Below are 18,575 nucleotides of genomic sequence, written 5' to 3' on the forward strand. Positions count from 1 at the left end.
ATTTTCTTGGTCGAAAAAAACATTTTAACACGGATCATGATTGATGACCTTTCTTTTTACACAATTATATAGACTTAATCTCTATTGGCTACCCGGTCCGATTCCCTTCTTCCATCTCGGTCGTCAATAACCCCTATTGGCTACCCGGTCGACTTCTCTTCTCCCATCTCAGTCGCCAATAACCCCTATTGGCTACCCGGTCCGATTCCCTTCTTCCATCTTGGTCGCCAATGCGCCCTATTGGCTACCCATTCTGCTTACTTTTCTCTCATTTCAGTAGCCAATAACTTCTATTGACTACCGAATCGGCTTTTCCTCTGCCATCTCGGTCGTCAATAACCTCTATTGACTACCCGTTCAGCCTCTTTTCTTCCAGCTCGGTAGCCAATACCACCAATTAACTTCCTGTTACCCCTATAATCAAAGAGTTCTTGGCATTCGATAAGAAAAACAAAAAAAGCACCCCGCATTCACACGAGGCACCCTTATATCCAACCATATTAACGTAAAAAATCCACCAAAGTAGGCTGGATCGCCTTCGCACCTGACGACAGCGCTGCATTCAAAATCGTTTGCTGAGTAGTGAAGTCCGTGATGACTTTTGCCAAATCAGCATCTTCCGCTTTTGAAAGGATTTTTTGGGTGGTCAGCTCCGTCTCATCTAAGCGATTGACCATCATCTCCAGACGGTTGACATTGGTTCCCACCACAGAACGATGGGCCAAAAGGTTGTTGAGCTGCTTATCCAATGTGCCCAAGAGCTGTTCGGGATTGCCGCCCGACTCCAGTTCGCCGGCTATTTTTTCAACTGTTTCAATAAAGCTTAGTCCGTCGGCTTTAAAATCGAAAATTTCGGTACCATTCACATTGACGTTCATGTAGATGCCTTGGCCGACGTTCCATGACAAAGCATTCGGATTGCTATTAACGAACTTCCCGTCTTGAAACGGGGCCGTGTCGGTATCCGTTCCTGCAAACAAAAAACGGTCGCCGATTTTAGCGTTGGCAATATCGCTGATTTCGCCAATCAGCTGTCGCAATCCTACTGCAATTGTCTGCCCCGATTCCTGATTATTCACGCCATTGCTGCCTTGAACCGTCAGCTCACGCGCTTTTTGCATCACCTGCGTCAAGTCGTCCAAGGCTTTATCCGTTGCCTCGAGCCAATTCAACCCATCCTCGGCATTTCGCTTGAACTGCTCCGTCTCAACCAGCGCCGAACGGTAAGACATTATTTGAATCGACTTCACCGGGTCATCCGACGGTTTGTTAATCGCCTTGCCTGAAGCAATCTGTTCCTGATACTGACTCAACGAACGATAATTTTGCTGGATATTCCGAATCATTTGTGCGCCCAGCATCTTTTGTGTAATTCGCATGACTTACTCGCCCCCGCTCAAAAATTAAATACCAACTCGTCCGGTTCCGTTAATTAATTTATCCAAAATTTCATCCATCACGGAAATGTAGCGGGAAGCGGCATTGTACGACTGCTGGAACCGGACAATATTGGTCATTTCCTCATCAATCGAAACGCCCGAAACCGATTGACGACGATTTTCCGCATGCTGCACCAGCAAATCCGCGTTATTCTCCTTTTGCATCGCCTCTTGCGTTTTAATCCCGATTTCACCGACTATCGTCCGGTAAAAATTATTCAATGTGCCTGATTGATTGGAAAAAGACAGGCCTTTAAATTTCAAATCATTCAGCATATTGGCGTTTTGCGCATCCCCGGTGTTTGCTGCTTGTGCTGCAGCAATTTTATTTAGCGAAGCCACAATCAACGGATTAACAGTGATTTCCCCAGCCGTTGCCGGAGAACCGCTGCCAGCCTTGGTCACAAAAAACGGGATTTGCTCAAGAGGGGCATTCGGATCATTTTTTCGATTTTGAATATCATCTAGGTTCATCGCGTTGGCACCGCCATGGATGCTGTTGACCTCCTGGCTGAACACCGTTACCATTTCATTGATTTTTGCCATAAAGGAGGGAAGGTCTTGCGTTAACGACTCCACCATTCCCGCGATTTCTCCGGACTTCAGCGTAATGCTTTGCTCGTTCAACTGCGGCTGGTTATTGGCGCTGTCAAACGTTAGTGAAAAGCTTTGGTCACCATTGACCAAATACTCCTGGCCGATGTATAAATCGACCATGCCATTGGCCGTAGGCTTCACTTGAATATCAGCCATTTTTGAGAGCCTGTCTACCAGCAAATCCCGTTTGTCCATTAAATCGTTGGGCTGCTGCCCGGAAGCGATCATTTTTGCGATTTGTGTGTTTAACTCACTGACCTGCTTGGTCAGATTATTCATTTCGGTCATTTTTGTAGTGATATTATTTTTTAAATCAAGGCTTATATTGTCAATAGAATGTGAGATTTGATTAAACCGATCCGCTAGCGCCTGACTGTTGGAAAGCACCACCGCCCGGGCCGCCAGACTGTCAGGCTCCTTCGACAAATCCTCCCACGACTGCCAAAAACGGTCGAACGCCGCTTGTAAGCCATTATCGGTAGGCTCATTTAGCGTCTGTTCAATCTTGCCAAGCGTATCTTGCTTGATGCTCCAATATCCGAGCTGCTCATTTTGGGACCGAAACTGGCCATCTAAAAAGGAGTCCCGGATGCGGTTGATTTCCTTCGTGTCAACACCGGTTCCCAACTGATACGGGCCTTTTCCGGAATTTATTCCCGGGTAGGTGAGCGGATTAGATGCCTCGGTGATGGCTTTTTGCCTTGTGTATCCCTCGGTGTTGGCATTGGCGATATTGTGGCCGGTGACACTTAGTGCTGTGGACGATGCAAAAATGGCCCGTTTTCCTAGTTCAATCCCGTGAAATGTTGAAGTCATCTGATATCCCTCCGTTACACCTTTGCATCGAAAAAGCTTCTTGACGCGTTTGACTGCGTGTACTGTTTCGCCGAATAGGTCAGCGGTTGTTCTTGTTTCTGTGTGAATAGCCCGAGCATGCTGTTGATGTACTGCAAGGACGACTCAATGAGCTCCCGATTTAAATGGTGCTGCTGCTCTAAGGCTGTTAATTTTCCTTTGAGTTCGGTTTGATAGTTTAGCAGTTCGCCCCGTTCTTCGGCTGCTTCCGCTATTAACTCACTCAATGTCTTTGATTGGTAAGCGATGGTTTCCTGCTGGCGTCGCTCTTCAAGCTGGCTGATCTCTTTGATTAACGAAGATTCTTTTGGAAAAATCGCAAGAAGCTGCTCGGAGTCTCCCTTAATAAGTGCTGCTTGTTTTTCCTTTCCTACTGTGAGCAGTTTCTCATAAACGGAAATCATTTCTTGTAAAATCGTTTTTAATGGCTCGGACGATGTCATTTATCCGACCCTCTGTCCCAGGATTCTAGCAACTTTTCGGCGATTTTACCGCTGTCTGCTTTGTAGGTGCCGTTTTCGATTTGCTGCTTCAGTTCCTGAATTCGCTTTTCGCGTTCTGCGCTGATTTTCTCCTGTGCCGCCGGGGAAAACTCGACTTTGTCCACTTGGACCTTTTTGCTCACGTCCGCCTGCGGCGCTTTGTTGACTTGATTTTGATAGGATTGATACGCCTGAATCCGGCTGAAATCATTAATTTTCATCTCGACCAGCTCCTTTCTTTTTTCAAAAATATCTATTGTGCAAGTTGAAAATTGTTATCCGCAAGTTGGATGGCGCTTTCTGCAAGTTGGACGCGCTTATCCACAAGTTGGATGCTGCTATCCTAACCGCTAATCTATATTATCTATTAACGGCCCAATCCCCAAAAGTGTTTAGCCCCCTTTTCATATTTCCTGCTTGGTGGTAAATTTTTAATATTGGAAAAAAAAGATAAGGGGTAGAGTATGACGTATTTAGTCCTTGCCATATGTATCGTGGCAATAGTTATTATCTTGTTAATAGTAAAAAGCATTTCGCCAAAGAAAACAAAAACCCTGCCGAAAAAGCCAAATCGCCGGACAGCATTCCGGCTGAGTCTCTTGGATCAGGTTTGCTGGTTCCACGATTCCGCATCTGAAGAGCCGGTTTACAAAGGGTCCATCCGGGACATCAGCATTACCGGCATGAAACTTCACTCAAACCTGGAATTGCCGGATCTCAATGAAATTACAGTAGAATTTGAAATGGGCGAGTTCTTTGTGTTAACCGGACAAATCAAACGGCGAAAGCTTTTGGAAAACGATTTGTTTGAATACGGAATCCATTTCAACCCGCTGGACCCGAAAACGGAGCAAACACTGTTTAAGGTGCTCTGGGACAAGAGCAAAGAAAAGATCGTTGTATAAGAGAAAAGAGCCATGACGGCTCTTTTTTTGTTTGGACTTCAGCGCTCCCCGCCCTTAACTCCTAATAATTCCGTTGGCAATCCCCATCATCTGGTCTGCGAAGGAGACGGATCTGGAATTGAACTGGAAGCCGCGCTGCGTCGTGATCATATCCGTGATTTCTTTGCTCAAGTTAACATTGGAGCCTTCGAGATAGCCCTGATGAATCGTTGACGTCCTATTGACTAAAACCTCATTAGCGCCCCCGGTAAACCGATAGACATTTCCACCCTCACCAATCAACTTTTGCGGATTGACAAAATCGACAATCGAAATTTGCTGGTTCGTAGATGAAACCATGCCATTTCCAGTCACAGCAAATTCGACTCCATTCGGAATCTCCACGGGACTGCCAGTTTGGTCCAACAAAAAGCGGCCATCCGCATTCGCCAGTCGATAGGTGCCGTCACCGGTGGGAGTTTGTTGGAAGGCACCGTTCCTTGTGTAGAAAACCTCGGTACCATCGCCATTACCTACCCGAAAAAAACCAGTCCCGGTAATCATGATATCAAAGGGGTTGTCGGTTGCTTTGGCCGCCCCCTGGTCAAGCGCCAGCTGTGAGCTGCTGACATGCGTACCATAACCGAGGCGAATTCCATTTGGCGTCAGCCGCCCGATTTCGTTTTGAGCGGACTTTTGATTTTCGATGGAAACCGCCAGATTTTCTTCGAAGGATGCCTCTCTTCGTTTGAACCCAACTGTTTCTGCATTGGCCATATTATTTGAAATCGTATCCAACTTTTTTTGATAGGCGTTTAAGCCGCTTGTGGCAATATAAAGCGATGTATTCATGGTTCAAGCTCCTTTTTACACTCGTCCGATTGAATTTAACAGCTCTAGGGAGCGGTCATATGCCTGCAGCACCTTTTGATTCGCTTCGTAAAGCCGGACATTTTCCATCATGCTGGTCATCGTCATCGTCGGGTCGACATTAGATTTTTCAATCGTTTTATGATGCAGCGTGACACCAGCTGGCAATTCGGCCAACAATGCCGGAGTGTCCCCTTCCAGCCTGAAGGTACCGTTCCCTTCTTTGATCAAATCATTTGGATTATTAATTAACACCAGGCCAATCTGGTCGAGGACCTGGCGTTTCGCCGGATCATCCGGAAACAGGATGATTTCCCCTTTTGGATTAATCGACACTTCCCCGCCAGCGAGGTCAGCACTTGCCGAAATCGATTGCCCGGCCTGATTTAACAAGAGATTGCCCTCAGTTGTCCGTATTTGTCCCCCCTCGTCCACTGTAAAACGCCCATTACGGGTATAGCGAACTTCCCCGGCGGCATTTTGAACGGCAAAAAATACACTTGGCTTTTGGCCATTTTGCAGTGGAAGCGCCCGGTCATCAATCGCGACATCAAGTGGGTTGTCTGTACTCACCAAATCCCCCTGTAGAAAGCTCGAGATATTTTCCTGCGCATATACTCCCAGCTGCATTGAGCCAATCCAGGAATAGCCCGGCGGATTCGGGCTGTTTTTTGAATCATTGATGCGCTCTAGCAGCATTTCTGGAAAGGCCCGTAACGTGGAGTCCACTTTCTTGTAGCCAGGCGTTTCAATATTCGCCAAGTTATTCGTTAACGCCTCCTGCCGTCTTTGCAGCGCAATCATGCCGGAAGCGGCGGTATCAATCCCTCTAAGCATTGCCATTCTCCTTATCTCGTAAAAAATTTTACTGGATTAATAGTTCCGTCGTGTAAACATTAATAATTTTCCCCTGGGAGAATCGTTGATTAAGACGGTCCTTCAATTTTTGTTCAATGCTAGCAATGTCCTTGAAATCTTCTTTGTTCGATTGCGAAAGGAGTTTGATAATATCGCTCTCAATGATTGGGACCACTTTTTCCGACTGCTTCTTCGTTTTCTTGGAATCTAGCTCAATCGAAAACCGCACCTGAATCAAGTTGTCGGAATTAAGATTGGTGCTGATCGGCTCGGTTTGAATCGTTTGCTCGGCGAGCTGTTCGAGCGTCATTTCCTTGGTGGTGCCGGGGTTCTTTTTGAGATATTGATAGCCAAATAGGCCACCAGCAGAGAGCACGGCAAGAATAGCGCAAATCATTACAAATCTTTTCACATGTGTTCACCCTTTACTCCGTGTCGAATGTCACAGATACAAGTCAATTAATAGACCTTTGATTTCCCCTATTTTATCTAATAATCGAATATTTGCATCCTCTTTTTCCAAAATTTCCTGTGAAAGCTCCAACAACTGCCGATCAATTTCTTTAATAATTTTTAGCCTTCTCCCCCTATTCATCGGCGTAAAAGATGCCGTTACTTCTAAGGAGAGGCCAAATTTCACCACTTCCTGCAAAAAAGCTTGTATCAATTTTTTATAGCGCTGCAAATCGGCTAGGGTTCGCGAGCGCACCAATCGTTCTCCCTGCTTCTGGATGCCGTCCATCAGGGTGGTTAGATGCTCTTTTGCAAATTGGGTTTTTGTATCTTTCAAAATCTGTTGAAAAGAGGCTGAATCGACTTGTTTCGTTTCTTTTGGAAAAAACATTTTTTCGTTACTGACACCAAAGCCTTGACTGACTTTCAAAGGGAACACCTGCCAAACTCAGTTATTGTCGATAATTGTAAACATTATAAATTTTTACTAGAAAAAAGAAAAGGGGAAAAATCATGACGACATTAATCGGACTTGTATTAGCTATTGTTTTTATCGGTGTTGGCATGGTGCTAAAAGGCGTTTCGGTTGAAGCCCTTGCGAACCCTGCTGCCTTTTTAATTATTTTTGGCGGAACGATCGCTGCATTGTTCGTCGCGTTCCCACTGAGTGAACTAAAAAAATTCCCAATCCTACTGAAAATCGCTTTTTCCGAACCAAAGCTGCCGACAAAGGAAGCGGTCATCGAGATGATGGTCGAGTGGTCGATGGTTTCTAGACGGGAAGGAGTATTGGCCTTGGAGGATATCGCTGAATCGGTCGATGATCCTTTTTTAAAAAATGGCTTGGAAATGATTATCGACGGCAGTGACCGCAGCCAAATGGAGGAAATCCTGTTTGACGAACTGGAAGCTACGGCAGAAAGGCACAAGGCCGGCAGTCTTATCTTCAGCCAAGCGGGGATGTACGCTCCGACACTGGGTGTTTTAGGCGCGGTGGTCGGATTAATCGCGGCCTTGGGAAATTTGCAGGACATGGACAAGCTCGGGCACTCGATTGCCGCTGCGTTCATTGCTACGCTGCTCGGGATTTTCACCGGCTATGTCCTTTGGCACCCGATTTCCAATAAGCTGAAACGCATTTCAAAAAAAGAACAGGACCTAAAAATCATGATGATTGACGGCCTGCTGGCGATTCAAGAAGGTCTGACCCCAAAATTAATCGAGAGAAAAATGACCGTATACCTGCCTGCAAAAGCACGGGGCAAGAAAGAGGAAGGATTTCGTGAAGAGGTGGAAACGGCATGACGACGAGGGACACCAGTGGAAGCACTCGATAACAGGAGGTATGACCGGTGAAGAAGCGGAGACTGCAAGACCATGAGGAACATATCGACGAAAGCTGGCTAATTCCATACTCGGACCTTTTGACCTTGCTGCTTGCCTTGTTTATTGTGCTGTTTGCTTCCGGCAGCATTAACACAGAAAAGCTTCATCAAATCATGATTTCGATGAACACAGCGATTAATGGGAAAGGCAGCAGCATGATTTTGGAGGACACTGCTGGTGCAGGTGCCATAAAACCAATCGATAAAAGCAGCAGCGGCCAAAGTAAGCTTGAGGAAAATCAAAAGCTGCAAAGCCTGATGGCTGATATCCAAACCTATATCGAAGCGCGGGGTTTGGAGAATGTCATCACCATCCAGGACGAACCTAAGGGAATCAAGCTTTCATTAAAAGACGTCATCTTGTTCGAGTCGGGCAGTGATGAATTAAAAGGGAATTCGCTAACAATTCTTAGCGATTTGCTTGATTTAATAAAAGGTGTGCAAAATCCGATCAGCATTGAGGGTCACACCGATAACGTCCCGTATACCGGATATAGGTTTCAGTCAAACTGGGAACTATCGGCGGCGCGCGCGTTATCCGTGCTTTACTTTTTCGAGGGAAATGGCATTCCGTCCGGTAAACTGCAATTTGCCGGATTCGGCGAACAAAAGCCCATCGTCCCAAACGATTCGGACGAACACCGCCAAGTTAACCGAAGAGTTGACATTATCATTCTAAAAACTGAACAGTAATACACGGACAAGGTTGATTAAGTGATGGGAGTGGATAGTCAGAATGAATTCATTTATGTGCAAAATTAAAAACGAGTGGCACTACTTTCGAATGCGGTATCACGAACAGCTTCTTGAAAGCTGCTTAGACCAACATTTAAAAGGGAAAATCACTAAAAAGATTTCTTACCATAAATCACGGTGCTGTGCTGGTCCTGCCCACAAACTTGCCGAAGATTGAGACCTACTAGGAAGGAGTCTCCAATGGCTTTTGGTAGGGTGAGAAATTTGTCGAAAAATGACGATTTTTGATTTTAAAAACAAGCTTTGCATAGTATAATATTTTTCGTCGCATCAAAACATGATTATCAATAGAAGATTACTAAATGACATAAATATACCAAAGGGGAATGAAAAGATGGCAAAGGCGTTATGGCTGACACCAGAAGAGGTCCTTAAGCGTAAGAAAAGAAAGAAGACGATAATCAATGGGGCAATCCTCCTGGGCACCGTGCTGCTCAGCACCGTTGTGACAATAGTAGCAAACAGTTTTTAATCATATAATGATATATTCTGAGCCCCTAGTCCAAGGATTAGGGGCTCTTCGTAACTTTTGGCGGCTGACAACCGCGGTCTTGAAACGCAAAAACTCTTCCCTGTATGAGAAGAGTTTTTCATTTCAATTTAATTAATAATCTTAATATTCCCCTTCTGGATTCGTTTACGGATGAAATTGGCGATCAATAGTTTGAAAAATTTCCTTGTCGGGGGAAACAGCATCAAAAAGCCTGTGATATCGGTAATGAATCCCGGAGCGAGCAGCAGCGTACCGCCGACCAAAATACAGATTCCGTCCAGTAAAGCCTGTCCCGGAATTTGGCCCATCGCCATTTGCTCTTGTACCCGACGAATCGTTTGCAAGCCTTCCCTTTTGGCTAAGTATGTTCCAAGAACCCCTGTCAAAATAATCAGCGATAAAGTGGGCCAAAAGCCGATCGTTTTCCCGGATAACAGCAGTATCCCGATTTCCGCCGCAGGCACAACAACAATCAATATGAAAAATAAGCGCATGAACGCGACTCCTTCTTAGCTAGGATAATTCCATTATAAAGTTCTATTGAAAATATTGCATCCTACTTCCTCATCCTGCCTCATTCCCGACCTGAATAAGACCCGCCTTTCCTTCATATAGTTAGAAATGGGAGGGGAGTGTTCATGTTTGATTTTTTTTCGAAGAAGAAACGAAAAGTGGACAACACAAATTCCCTTCTGTTGAAAAAATTAGACCGTGTGATTGAGCTTTTGGAACAGCAGCAGACCGGGCCTGCCCCTGAAAAAAATATCAACCTTGAACATGTGCAAATCGACCATTTGGAAAACATCATTTTCCGGCTGGACAACATCGAAATCGACGAGCTCAGCGGTAAATTGTTGATTGGCACCAACATAAGCGGTTCGGAGGATTTTGCTGCCTCGGTCATTCAAAAAGTTGACAAGCAAGTTTTGAAACAGGAGGCAATGGCCGATGCCACCTCGGATGGAAATATGTCCAAAGAGCCCACAGCTAAACGCAAAGCCGAAAAATCTCCGACTAAGCACAAGGCCAATAAACCGTCTGCTGAACACATGGCCAAAGAGGCTCAGGCCGTGCCCGGTTTGACCAAAACCAAGAATGGCTTTCGGTTTCGCAATGAGCCCTGAAATGGCCTTTCCGTTTTATCAACCTTTATAAATCCTCATCCATGGTGTCATTCGCCCAAAAACTGAATATGATAACCCTAAAGGGGGTCGCCTTCAATGCAACTTACTTTAGGCACAATCACGATCACGAAAACCGGCCAGTCGGCAGGCGTTTTTTTAGGAAAAACGAACACCCTTAAACAGTTCCACAGCGTAACTGTCCGTGACGAAGTAGTCGGCAGCCTGACCGGAGATGAAAACACCGTCACGAATAGCAGTTGGGTCAAAACGAAAACCAGGAAGGAAGAAAGCCTGTGATCTCCCCGATTTTGTCCCCCACTTTTCATATCGGCAGTATTAAAATCGGCAGTATTGAGGCAGCATCGTCCTTCAGCATCGGCAACAACTTTATTGAAGATTTTAAAAGCAGCAAGAAGCATAACCAAGGCCTCGGCAACATTCATGGCAACCACAACGATTTCGCCCATTCTAGTGCCGCGCTCACAAGTTCCGAAGCAGAAAAACCTCCCGAAAAGCAGAAAGCCCTTTGATGAAGGGTTTTTCTTTTTGAAAGGGCTGGAAACTTCCTCTCCCGCAATGCTTTTCGCCGAATTTGTTGCTTATTTCGCCGTACCATGGCGCATTTCGCCAAACTTGGGGATGATTTCGCCGGATACTCGCTCCATTTCGCCGATTTTCCAATGTATTCCGCCAAACCTTTTTTTCAAAAAAAATGCCCAATTGAACAGGTTATAATCCCCACTGGAGCAGGGAAATCTATGCCAAGGAGGTATGCCTATGAGTATGATAGAGGTTTTTGCCCGGGCAGTCGGCGCGTTCGTCGTGTTGTTCCTGTTGACGCGAATGATGGGCAGGAAGCAGGTATCGGAGCTGACCTTTTTCAATTATGTCACCGGGATTTCAATCGGAGCGATTGCCGGTACGCTGACCGTTGACCCGAGCTTAAAATTTTCCACCGGACTCGTTAGCCTTTTGACATGGTGCGGACTCACGGTGCTGGTTGCATTCATTGATCTTAAATCTAAAACGTTTCGGAAAATCACCCAAGGGGAACCGGTGATTGTCATCAAACAAGGCAAGGTACTGGAACATACGTTAAAAAAACTGCGCCTCGATATGGATGAGTTGCAGGCTTTGCTGCGCACAAAAGATGTCTTCTCCATTCAAGAGGTCGATTATGGGATTATGGAAACAAACGGGGAATTGACTGTTCTCCTGAAGAAGACTAAACAGCCATTAACACGGGAGGATGCGGCCACTGCAGAACCCAAACAGCCGCAAATCCCGATTCCATTTCAGATCATTTCAAACGGAGAAATCATCGAAGAGAATTTACAGCAATTTAACCTGAGCAAGGACTGGGTACATCAACAGCTGGCCCAATCCGGGGCTACGCTCTCCGATGTTTTTTATGCGGAGCTGCAGCAGGATGGGAGTTTGTATATTGATAAACGGGAAGATCAGTTGCTCCACTAAAAAAAGACGGGAACCCGTCCCTGCTTCTCGGGAACAGTCTCCCTTTGCAAATTATTCCACGATTTTGGCAAATTCATCGATCGTTGTTGAGTTTTTTACATAAATCCGCGGGAGAAAATAGCGTTCATCCTTCATGCCTTTTGGAGTAAAACGCTCAGGTGTCGTAGTGATCCCGAAAGAGTAATATTTTTTGGTCTCCTCTACTACCTTTTTACTGAAGCTCCCATAGGGATAACTCAGGGCAATGACGGGTTTTCCCGTGATCCGTTCGATTTTTTCCTTTGCATCCTTTAGTTCATGAGAAAAGTCGATGACCTTTGTTAAATCCGGGTGCGTGGCGGTATGCGACTGAATCGAAAAATAGCCGGATTGGGCCAGCCTTTTTAAATCCACTTCCGATAACCGGTTTGACCGGCCGATAAAGTCCGAGATCACAAAAATCGTGGCCACTGGCGAAAAGCGCTCGGTTCGCAAGCTTTGAAAAACCCGAAAGGCATTAAGGTTATTTTTGTACCCATCATCTAACGTAATAAAAATTGGCTTCTTTACCTTGTTCATGTCCTGCCATCGTTCAAACGTCAGCAGCGTAAAGCCATGGTCACGCAAATATTTCATCTGCAGTTCAAAATTTTCCGGTGTCACATATAACTCCTTCGACCCTATTCCTTTGTATTCCGCAATCGAATGATAAACCAAAATAGGCACCCCTTGCTGTGCCGATACTGGCGATGCCAATCCTAAATAAATAAGACTTAACATCATAAATACATACTTTTTCATGTCCCCTACCTCATCTCATCGGATATTTCCCTTATGATTCCCCAACAAGAAAAAATTTAAATTAAGACAATCCCCAAAAGAATAGCGAACCTCGTGATGAAAACAGAGGTTCGCCTTCTATTAAAAAAATTTACTAGAAGGCAAACTTTTCCCATCTTTTTCTGGTATATATTAGTGAAAAGCAAGGAGGGGAGTTTTCGGTGGATTTAAAACGGGTACGAAAGTTGAAAAGTGGCGATAAGAAGGAATTTAAAGCTTTTTACGATGAGTATGTCCATAAGGCACTTGGAGTAGCTGTTAACATAACGAAAAACAATGAAATGGCCAAGGAGGCCGTGCAAGAGACGTTTATCCGCGTGTATAGATATATCGGGCAATTCGATGAAACGAAACGATTTGACCCATGGTTTTTTCAAATTGTCATCAATGAGTGCAATCGACTATTGACCAAGGAGGCCAATGTCACCCGCCTTAACCGCTCGATTGGCGAGGACGAGGAATTTGCCTCAGCTGAAAAGCAACATCGGGAGTTAAAGGAAGCGATAGCAGGTCTCCATGAAATGTACCGGGTGCCGATTATATTGAAATATTTGCAGGGCTTTACCGAAAAAGAAATCGCAGAAGTGCTGAACGCCAATCAAAACACCATCAAAACCAGGCTAAAAAAAGGAAAAGAACTGTTGCGGAGTGCATTGGACGAGAATGTGAGGGGGAATCTGCATGGCTAATTCATTTGACGAGAGAATCAAACAAGCTTTAGAAAGTGAGACCGTATTTTCATCAAAGGACACAACCGAAATGTGGAACATTATTGAAGGAGAGCTTTTTGAAAAAGAAACGACCAGAACCAGACGGAAACCGGCAAAACAAAAGCGCGGCAAAAAACGAATCGTCCTGTTTCTGGCTGTCGCAGCATCATTACTTATTGCCTTTGGCACACAAACCTCAACAGGCAGTGCGATGATTGACAAGGTCAAATCGATGTTTGCACCGGAGAAAGATGTCACGACAAAAATAGAAGGTTCCGATGAAGAAACAAAATTAAATCTACACGAAGGAAAGAAAGCCAAGTACGTTTTATACGTCGATGAGGCGCGCTACCAATTTGTCACCACCGAAACCTCGGATAAGGTTGTGTTAAAAGAAGCTCTGCCTGAAAAATATCCGACGGTGGAAATGGAGATTAAACAGCTAGAAAACAAGGAGCCAGGTGCTGCGATCGAAGAGGTAAAGACAATACTTGCGAAAGAATACGACGAAATCCTGCGCACCGAGGAAGTGTCCTACCCAATGAAAGCAACATTGGTGACAGCAAAAGGGAAAGGGACCGAGTGGAACACCCCGCTCGCCAAAGTCTACGTCATGGGCAACGGTGGGAGCGGCAGCTTTGTCATCACCCAAACCCTGTTCCTCGAAGCTGAAGAGGGCCATGGCGCACGATTTGACGAAATGCTGAAAGAATTCCATACCGTGGAGTGACCACGTGGACGTGCAAGGCTACTGAACAACGCTGTTGATTTTTATCATCAACAGCGTTTTTTTCATGTTTTCGAGTCTGTTACTACCCTTTTCCGTGTTATAATAGTAGCTTAATAATGTCCATTTTGATGTTTAGTTATAAAGAAAGGAAGAACCAAAACGATGAATCAGCACCAACGACCAATCCCCATCGGGCTTCCGTTGACCATTTCAATCATTGCCATCTCGTTTTCGGCTATTTTTGTCAAATGGTCGGATGCGCCGGCATCTATATTAAGTATGTATCGCATGTTGTTCGCCAGTCTTCTGTTAATGCCGGTGGTCTGGCGCTATCGCCATGAATTCCGGCGGATCAGCCCCAAAAATGGAGCGCTGTTATTTTTATCGGGCGTTTTCCTTGCCCTCCATTTTGTCCTGTGGTTTAGCTCGTTGAAGTACACAACGGTCGCCAGTTCAACAATCATCCTGGCGTTGCAGCCGCTGGTTTCATTAATTGGCGGGTTTTTCCTGTTCAAGGAACGGACAACCACATCCGCTTTGGCCACGATGGGCATCGCCATTGTTGGCGCCGTGATGATTGGCTGGGGTGACCTCGGCCATAGCGCCGCTGCTATCAAAGGAGACATTCTATCGTTTTTGAGCGTCATTGCTGTTGTGGGCTATCTGTTTATCGGCCAAACCATCATCAAACAATTTACGCATTGGATATACAGCTTTTGCGTGTTTTTCAGCGCATCCATTGTGCTGGTGGTCTATAATTTGGTAACACAAGCCCCGATGACCGGCTACCCTGCGAAGGAGTGGGGCATTTTTCTGTTGCTTGCCATCGTTCCAACCGTTAGCCACGTAATCAATAACTGGCTGTTAAACTACGTGAATGCAACCACGATTTCGATGAGTATTTTAGGAGAACCCGTTGGTTCCACGATTCTCGCCTACTTCCTTCTTGGCGAGGGGCTGTCCGGCTGGCAGATTTCCGGAGGACTGCTTGTGCTTTTGGGGGTATTCTTCTTTATCAGCAAAAAACAACGCCCTGCACCAGTGGAACTAGAACCTGGCGCTGCCATCTTAGAACCGGAGGAATCGAATCTGCAAAAGGTTTAATAAGTTTTTTTAGAGGCGTTGGGGGATCAGGTTAAGCACCAGAGCTGAAAATAGACGGAGTAATTCCGCTTAATTCGTAATTATTTTAAAAAAAGGCCTAAATAGACGGAGAAATTCCGCCTATTGACTCGAAAAATTCGAAAATTGGAGATTTTGCTTCGCATAAGCGGAAAAACTCCGCTTATTTCCCCTGAAACGAGCTCCATTTTGTAAATAACCGGAAATTCTCCGCTTATTTTACTTTTGCCGGTTACTCCCGATTAAGGACAAGACATCTTACTTAAAAGTGAGTGAAGTTTTGGTATTCCTAAAAAAGAAACTCGCCTATTTTGCTATGGCGAGTTTTACTTTTCCATATACCAACTTACGATGCCAATACGACTGTCATTTCGGCAAAAGCACCTCAATTATCAATTCGCTGGGTGCTTTTTTGTGTACCAAACGTCGGCCTACGCTTCATACCCATTCGGGTTATTTTTCTGCCATTTCCACGAATCGCGGCACATGTCTTCGATGCCTCGCTCAGCCGCCCAGCCCAGTTCATTTTTCGCTTTGGCCGGGTCTGCATAGCAAACCGCGATATCCCCTGGACGACGATCAACAATCTTATAAGGAATGTCCACTCCAGAGGCTTTTTCAAACGCGGCCACAATCTCCAAAACGCTATAGCCTGTCCCTGTTCCCAGATTGTAGGCTTCCACACCGGTGACATCCATGACTTTTTCCAACGCTTTTAGATGTCCGTTAGCCAGATCGACCACGTGGATATAATCCCGGACTCCGGTGCCATCGACAGTCGAGTAATCATTGCCGAACACCTGTAGCTGTTTCAGCTTTCCGACCGCGACCTGGGTAATAAATGGCATTAAATTGTTCGGTATCCCGTTCGGGTCTTCGCCAATCGTGCCGCTCTCATGGGCCCCAATCGGGTTGAAATAACGCAACAAGGCAATACTCCAGCTATTATCTGAAACATACAGATCCCGTAAAATTTCTTCAATCATTAACTTCGTGCGGCCATATGGATTGGTGGCACTCAGCGAGAAATCTTCGGAAATCGGCACCCGTTCCGGCATGCCATAAACGGTTGCGGAAGAACTGAACACCAGCTTTTTAACACCGTACTTCGCCATCACCTCGCATAGAATTAGCGTTCCGGTGATGTTATTGTGATAATAATGAAGCGGAATCGAGACCGATTCGCCGACCGCCTTTAATCCGGCGAAATGGATAACAGCCTCAATACTGTTGGCCGCAAAAACTTCCTCCACGCCATTCCGGTCAAGCAAGTCCACTTGATAAAATTTAAAATCCTTACCGGAAATTGCCTTAACCCGATTTAAAGATTCCATTTTACTATTGGATAAGTTATCTAAAACGATGATTTCATGTCCAGCATTGAGCAGTTCCACACACGTATGGCTGCCGATATAACCGGCCCCGCCGGTAACCAAAATTGCCACTAATGGATCTCTCCTTTTTATACATTCTCTTTTAATGATAGTAACATAAAATACTTGACATGAATATGGAGCAGATGCACTTGTTTAGCCCAATCAAAGATCTTTTAAAAATGTACCTTGGTGAAAAAAATAAAAGCGAACCACCCTTTATATTTTACTAGGGTTACGGTTCGCTTCATTATATTAGTTATATATTAAAACCATATTCTTTTATTATAGTCATAATCATAGGGTTCCACAGTCTCTTCCTCTACTGTTAGCGGGGTAAGTTCTTCACTAGGCTCTTCCGGCTTGGCATTTTGAAGTAGTCCAATTACTAGTTCCATTGTTGAATCCCCTTTCCTATTATCTACTATTATTATACTGCAAACGTTTTCAATTGTCTTGTGTTTTTTCCACTTTCAAGTCTGTCATTTTTTAGCAGGACTAAAGAACCAAGTTGATTAATCCTACTAAAGTAGTGAATAAGTATATTGTTTGCTACTGTTAATTCTTCTATAATTAGTTTATATGTAAAATTTGGATACCACTATCAATAGTAGATTAAATCAAAATTGCAATAAAGGTGTTTGAACAAATCATAACCTCGGCCTGCCAAAAAAGATAGATAAGGAAGCTGCTAAGTGATGGAAAATAATCTTAAAATAACCGACGGGAAAGTAGAGGTTGTCTATTTAAAGTTTTGGGCCGGCTGTATGGTGTTTAGCGCAGGCCTGATGACTCTGGCCGGGTTGTTCATTCTCTTTTATATTGTGCCTGATTCAAGTATTGTCAGAGCGTTTTTTGGCATCTTGATTGGCATCCCGGGCACACTGTTCTTCGGCGCGAAATTATTGCAGCTGTTATCGGTCGTTTTAGATGGAAAGACATTATTGGCTGTTGAAAATGGCTATCTCGAAGGCAAAAAGCAACGGGCCGCCATCAATGAAATCACCGATATATACTGGAGCGGCCTCTCCTTTAAGGTGTTAATCGTCCGCACCGCCAATAAGAAAAAGTTAAAATTCAATACGTATAACCTGGTAAACGAGAATGTCATCGAGCATGTCGTTGAAACTTATGTAGTTCCACATGGTACACCGGAACTAAAGACCAACTGGGAGAACCGGAAGCTCCAGAAAAGCGCGTAATATTCACAGACATGCCGCTCACTCCTTATAGGCTTGATAAAGATCGATGACGGTTTGTTCATCCAGCGTATTGACCCGCTCATCGATATTGATGTCGCCGTAGACCTTGGCATCAAGATTGGACCAAGATATATTATTGATGGCTGCCGTCCGGATATAGTCGGCGATATCCTCGGAGTCATCCACGAACCCAACCGACAGGGTGTATCGCTCTGTCCCTTTGTTTTTTAAGATTTGTAAAAGCTTTGCTGCCATTTTGCCGTATTGGCTGACATCAGGAGTGCCGGACATTTTGATTCCGACGACCAAATCGACGGTGGCCTTAGGATGTTCCGCTAAAAATTTGTCAACGGAATACTTTTTAATCGCTTTTTCATCGCCAAGGTCGATAGCATCGATGATTACTTTATAGTCGCTTCCAGATGGAAGTTCCTTCTCTATTTCATCTGCCAATTTGGTTTTCAGTTCCTCGCCCCATTTAGCCAATAGATAGGTGTCCCAATAGGCCCCATCCTTTTCCGTATCCTCACTGGCCAAAAACACCATTTCAGAGTTCCCTTTCGGATGGACAGTTACCAGATCCTTTCCGTATATTTCCGAGAACACGGCGCTGCCCTCTTTCAACCTTTCAATCACAAATTCCTGGTTATATTTATCGTTAAGATAGGTTAATAGTTGTTGAGCGGCATCGTCTTTCATACAGCCAGTGCCCCCCGCTATCATTAAGATTGAAAAAATTGTTACCAGGGCCTTTTTTAGCTTCATTTCCACACATCATCCTTTTTTTCAGCTTATGTATCTTCAAGACGAACTGATCGTTGATGCCGTTCCCGACCCAAATGCATCAATGGGTGAACCCTGTTAAAACATATCTCTCGGTGATTTTTTAAGGCAAGACGATTGTAATCGCCTTGCCCCAATCAAAAAGTGTTAATATCAAAACCGTT

The 18,575-nt window shown here is 44.9% G+C and carries 25 protein-coding genes; 12 read left to right on the forward strand and 13 right to left on the reverse strand.

The features are described 5' to 3' along the window. Positions 1–500: 500 nt before the first annotated feature. The 4 genes from flgL to flgM are packed head-to-tail and all read right to left on the reverse strand — an operon-like array spanning position 501 to position 3,594. Positions 501–1,379: a flagellar hook-associated protein FlgL gene (flgL, locus tag AR334_RS18945; protein ID WP_066315394.1), complete on the reverse strand. Its 879-nt coding sequence runs from the start codon at positions 1,377–1,379 to the stop codon at positions 501–503. A gap of 24 nt (positions 1,380–1,403) precedes the next feature. Continuing rightward, complete coding sequence (flgK, locus tag AR334_RS18950) at positions 1,404–2,852, reverse strand: flagellar hook-associated protein FlgK (protein ID WP_066315396.1); 1,449 nt, start codon at positions 2,850–2,852, stop codon at positions 1,404–1,406. A gap of 14 nt (positions 2,853–2,866) precedes the next feature. Further along, a complete protein-coding gene (locus AR334_RS18955; RefSeq protein WP_066315403.1) occupies positions 2,867–3,334 on the reverse strand; it encodes a flagellar protein FlgN in 468 nt (155 codons plus the stop codon). After that, positions 3,331–3,594: a flagellar biosynthesis anti-sigma factor FlgM gene (flgM, locus tag AR334_RS18960; protein WP_066315406.1), complete on the reverse strand. Its 264-nt coding sequence runs from the start codon at positions 3,592–3,594 to the stop codon at positions 3,331–3,333. The genes AR334_RS18955 and flgM overlap by 4 nt, the downstream gene beginning before the upstream one ends. 243 nt (positions 3,595–3,837) lie before the next feature. On the opposite strand from flgM, the gene AR334_RS18965 reads away from it, so the two are divergent. Beyond that, positions 3,838–4,278 carry a PilZ domain-containing protein gene (locus AR334_RS18965; protein WP_066315409.1) on the forward strand — a complete coding sequence of 147 codons (441 nt, stop codon included), beginning with the start codon at positions 3,838–3,840 and terminating at the stop codon, positions 4,276–4,278. A 54-nt stretch (positions 4,279–4,332) separates the two neighbouring features. On the opposite strand, the gene AR334_RS18970 is transcribed toward AR334_RS18965, so the two are convergent. The 4 genes from AR334_RS18970 to AR334_RS18985 are packed head-to-tail and all read right to left on the reverse strand — an operon-like array spanning position 4,333 to position 6,868. Next, positions 4,333–5,109 (reverse strand): flagellar hook-basal body protein, encoded by a 777-nt coding sequence (locus AR334_RS18970; protein WP_066315411.1) that lies wholly within the window; start codon positions 5,107–5,109, stop codon positions 4,333–4,335. A gap of 15 nt (positions 5,110–5,124) precedes the next feature. Continuing rightward, a complete protein-coding gene (locus tag AR334_RS18975; RefSeq protein ID WP_066315416.1) occupies positions 5,125–5,964 on the reverse strand; it encodes a flagellar hook-basal body protein in 840 nt (279 codons plus the stop codon). A gap of 28 nt (positions 5,965–5,992) precedes the next feature. Then, positions 5,993–6,397 (reverse strand): flagellar basal body-associated FliL family protein, encoded by a 405-nt coding sequence (locus AR334_RS18980; RefSeq protein ID WP_066315421.1) that lies wholly within the window; start codon positions 6,395–6,397, stop codon positions 5,993–5,995. A gap of 30 nt (positions 6,398–6,427) precedes the next feature. Then, complete coding sequence (locus AR334_RS18985) at positions 6,428–6,868, reverse strand: YaaR family protein (RefSeq protein ID WP_066315424.1); 441 nt, start codon at positions 6,866–6,868, stop codon at positions 6,428–6,430. Positions 6,869–6,951: 83 nt separating this feature from the next. Here AR334_RS18985 and motA point away from each other — a divergent pair, with 83 nt between their 5' ends. The 3 genes from motA (at position 6,952) to AR334_RS29585 (ending at position 9,051) form a co-directional block, all read left to right on the forward strand. After that, on the forward strand, positions 6,952–7,743 hold the full coding sequence (motA, locus tag AR334_RS18990) for a flagellar motor stator protein MotA (RefSeq protein WP_066315426.1): 792 nt from the start codon (positions 6,952–6,954) through the stop codon (positions 7,741–7,743). Positions 7,744–7,790: 47 nt separating this feature from the next. After that, positions 7,791–8,516 (forward strand): flagellar motor protein MotB, encoded by a 726-nt coding sequence (locus AR334_RS18995; RefSeq protein WP_066315427.1) that lies wholly within the window; start codon positions 7,791–7,793, stop codon positions 8,514–8,516. Between the two features lie 397 nt (positions 8,517–8,913). Continuing rightward, entirely contained in the window at positions 8,914–9,051 is a 138-nt protein-coding gene (locus AR334_RS29585; protein ID WP_156431324.1) for a hypothetical protein, read from the forward strand. A gap of 128 nt (positions 9,052–9,179) precedes the next feature. Here AR334_RS29585 and AR334_RS19000 read toward each other — a convergent pair whose 3' ends face one another. Beyond that, positions 9,180–9,566, reverse strand: coding sequence for an FxsA family protein (locus AR334_RS19000; protein WP_066315434.1), 387 nt, complete (start codon positions 9,564–9,566; stop codon positions 9,180–9,182). A gap of 144 nt (positions 9,567–9,710) precedes the next feature. Between AR334_RS19000 and AR334_RS19005 the strand changes: the two genes are divergently transcribed. The 4 genes from AR334_RS19005 to AR334_RS19025 all read left to right on the forward strand — a co-directional run bounded on the left by AR334_RS19005 (position 9,711) and on the right by AR334_RS19025 (position 11,672). Beyond that, positions 9,711–10,196 carry a hypothetical protein gene (locus tag AR334_RS19005; protein WP_066315437.1) on the forward strand — a complete coding sequence of 162 codons (486 nt, stop codon included), beginning with the start codon at positions 9,711–9,713 and terminating at the stop codon, positions 10,194–10,196. A gap of 96 nt (positions 10,197–10,292) precedes the next feature. Further along, positions 10,293–10,493 (forward strand): hypothetical protein, encoded by a 201-nt coding sequence (locus AR334_RS19010; RefSeq protein WP_066315445.1) that lies wholly within the window; start codon positions 10,293–10,295, stop codon positions 10,491–10,493. Beyond that, a complete protein-coding gene (locus tag AR334_RS19015) occupies positions 10,490–10,726 on the forward strand; it encodes a hypothetical protein (protein ID WP_066315449.1) in 237 nt (78 codons plus the stop codon). Before AR334_RS19010 ends, AR334_RS19015 begins: the two co-directional genes overlap by 4 nt. Positions 10,727–10,973: 247 nt before the next feature. Further along, positions 10,974–11,672 (forward strand): DUF421 domain-containing protein, encoded by a 699-nt coding sequence (locus AR334_RS19025; protein WP_066315464.1) that lies wholly within the window; start codon positions 10,974–10,976, stop codon positions 11,670–11,672. A 51-nt stretch (positions 11,673–11,723) separates the two neighbouring features. On the opposite strand, the gene AR334_RS19030 is transcribed toward AR334_RS19025, so the two are convergent. Next, positions 11,724–12,452: a polysaccharide deacetylase family protein gene (locus tag AR334_RS19030; RefSeq protein ID WP_066315467.1), complete on the reverse strand. Its 729-nt coding sequence runs from the start codon at positions 12,450–12,452 to the stop codon at positions 11,724–11,726. Positions 12,453–12,652: 200 nt separating this feature from the next. On the opposite strand from AR334_RS19030, the gene AR334_RS19035 reads away from it, so the two are divergent. The 3 genes from AR334_RS19035 (at position 12,653) to AR334_RS19045 (ending at position 15,035) form a co-directional block, all read left to right on the forward strand. Further along, a complete protein-coding gene (locus tag AR334_RS19035) occupies positions 12,653–13,180 on the forward strand; it encodes an RNA polymerase sigma factor (RefSeq protein WP_066315470.1) in 528 nt (175 codons plus the stop codon). Continuing rightward, complete coding sequence (locus tag AR334_RS19040; protein WP_066315481.1) at positions 13,173–13,931, forward strand: hypothetical protein; 759 nt, start codon at positions 13,173–13,175, stop codon at positions 13,929–13,931. The genes AR334_RS19035 and AR334_RS19040 overlap by 8 nt, the downstream gene beginning before the upstream one ends. A gap of 162 nt (positions 13,932–14,093) precedes the next feature. Then, positions 14,094–15,035, forward strand: a complete 942-nt coding sequence (locus tag AR334_RS19045) for a DMT family transporter (RefSeq protein WP_066315488.1) — start codon at positions 14,094–14,096, stop codon at positions 15,033–15,035. 449 nt (positions 15,036–15,484) lie between these two features. On the opposite strand, the gene galE is transcribed toward AR334_RS19045, so the two are convergent. Further along, entirely contained in the window at positions 15,485–16,498 is a 1,014-nt protein-coding gene (gene galE / locus AR334_RS19050; protein ID WP_066315492.1) for a UDP-glucose 4-epimerase GalE, read from the reverse strand. 194 nt (positions 16,499–16,692) lie between these two features. Then, on the reverse strand, positions 16,693–16,824 hold the full coding sequence (locus tag AR334_RS30675; protein ID WP_301337172.1) for a hypothetical protein: 132 nt from the start codon (positions 16,822–16,824) through the stop codon (positions 16,693–16,695). Positions 16,825–17,124: 300 nt separating this feature from the next. On the opposite strand from AR334_RS30675, the gene AR334_RS19055 reads away from it, so the two are divergent. Beyond that, positions 17,125–17,628 (forward strand): DUF5381 family protein, encoded by a 504-nt coding sequence (locus AR334_RS19055; RefSeq protein WP_066315497.1) that lies wholly within the window; start codon positions 17,125–17,127, stop codon positions 17,626–17,628. An 18-nt stretch (positions 17,629–17,646) separates the two neighbouring features. Here the strand turns inward: AR334_RS19055 and AR334_RS19060 are convergent, their stop codons facing one another. Then, positions 17,647–18,393, reverse strand: a complete 747-nt coding sequence (locus tag AR334_RS19060) for a hypothetical protein (protein ID WP_066315500.1) — start codon at positions 18,391–18,393, stop codon at positions 17,647–17,649. Between the last annotated feature and the right edge of the window lie 182 nt (positions 18,394–18,575).

The sequence above is a fragment of the Bacillus sp. FJAT-29814 genome, assembly GCF_001510715.1.
Classification (GTDB): domain Bacteria; phylum Bacillota; class Bacilli; order Bacillales; family Cytobacillaceae; genus Neobacillus.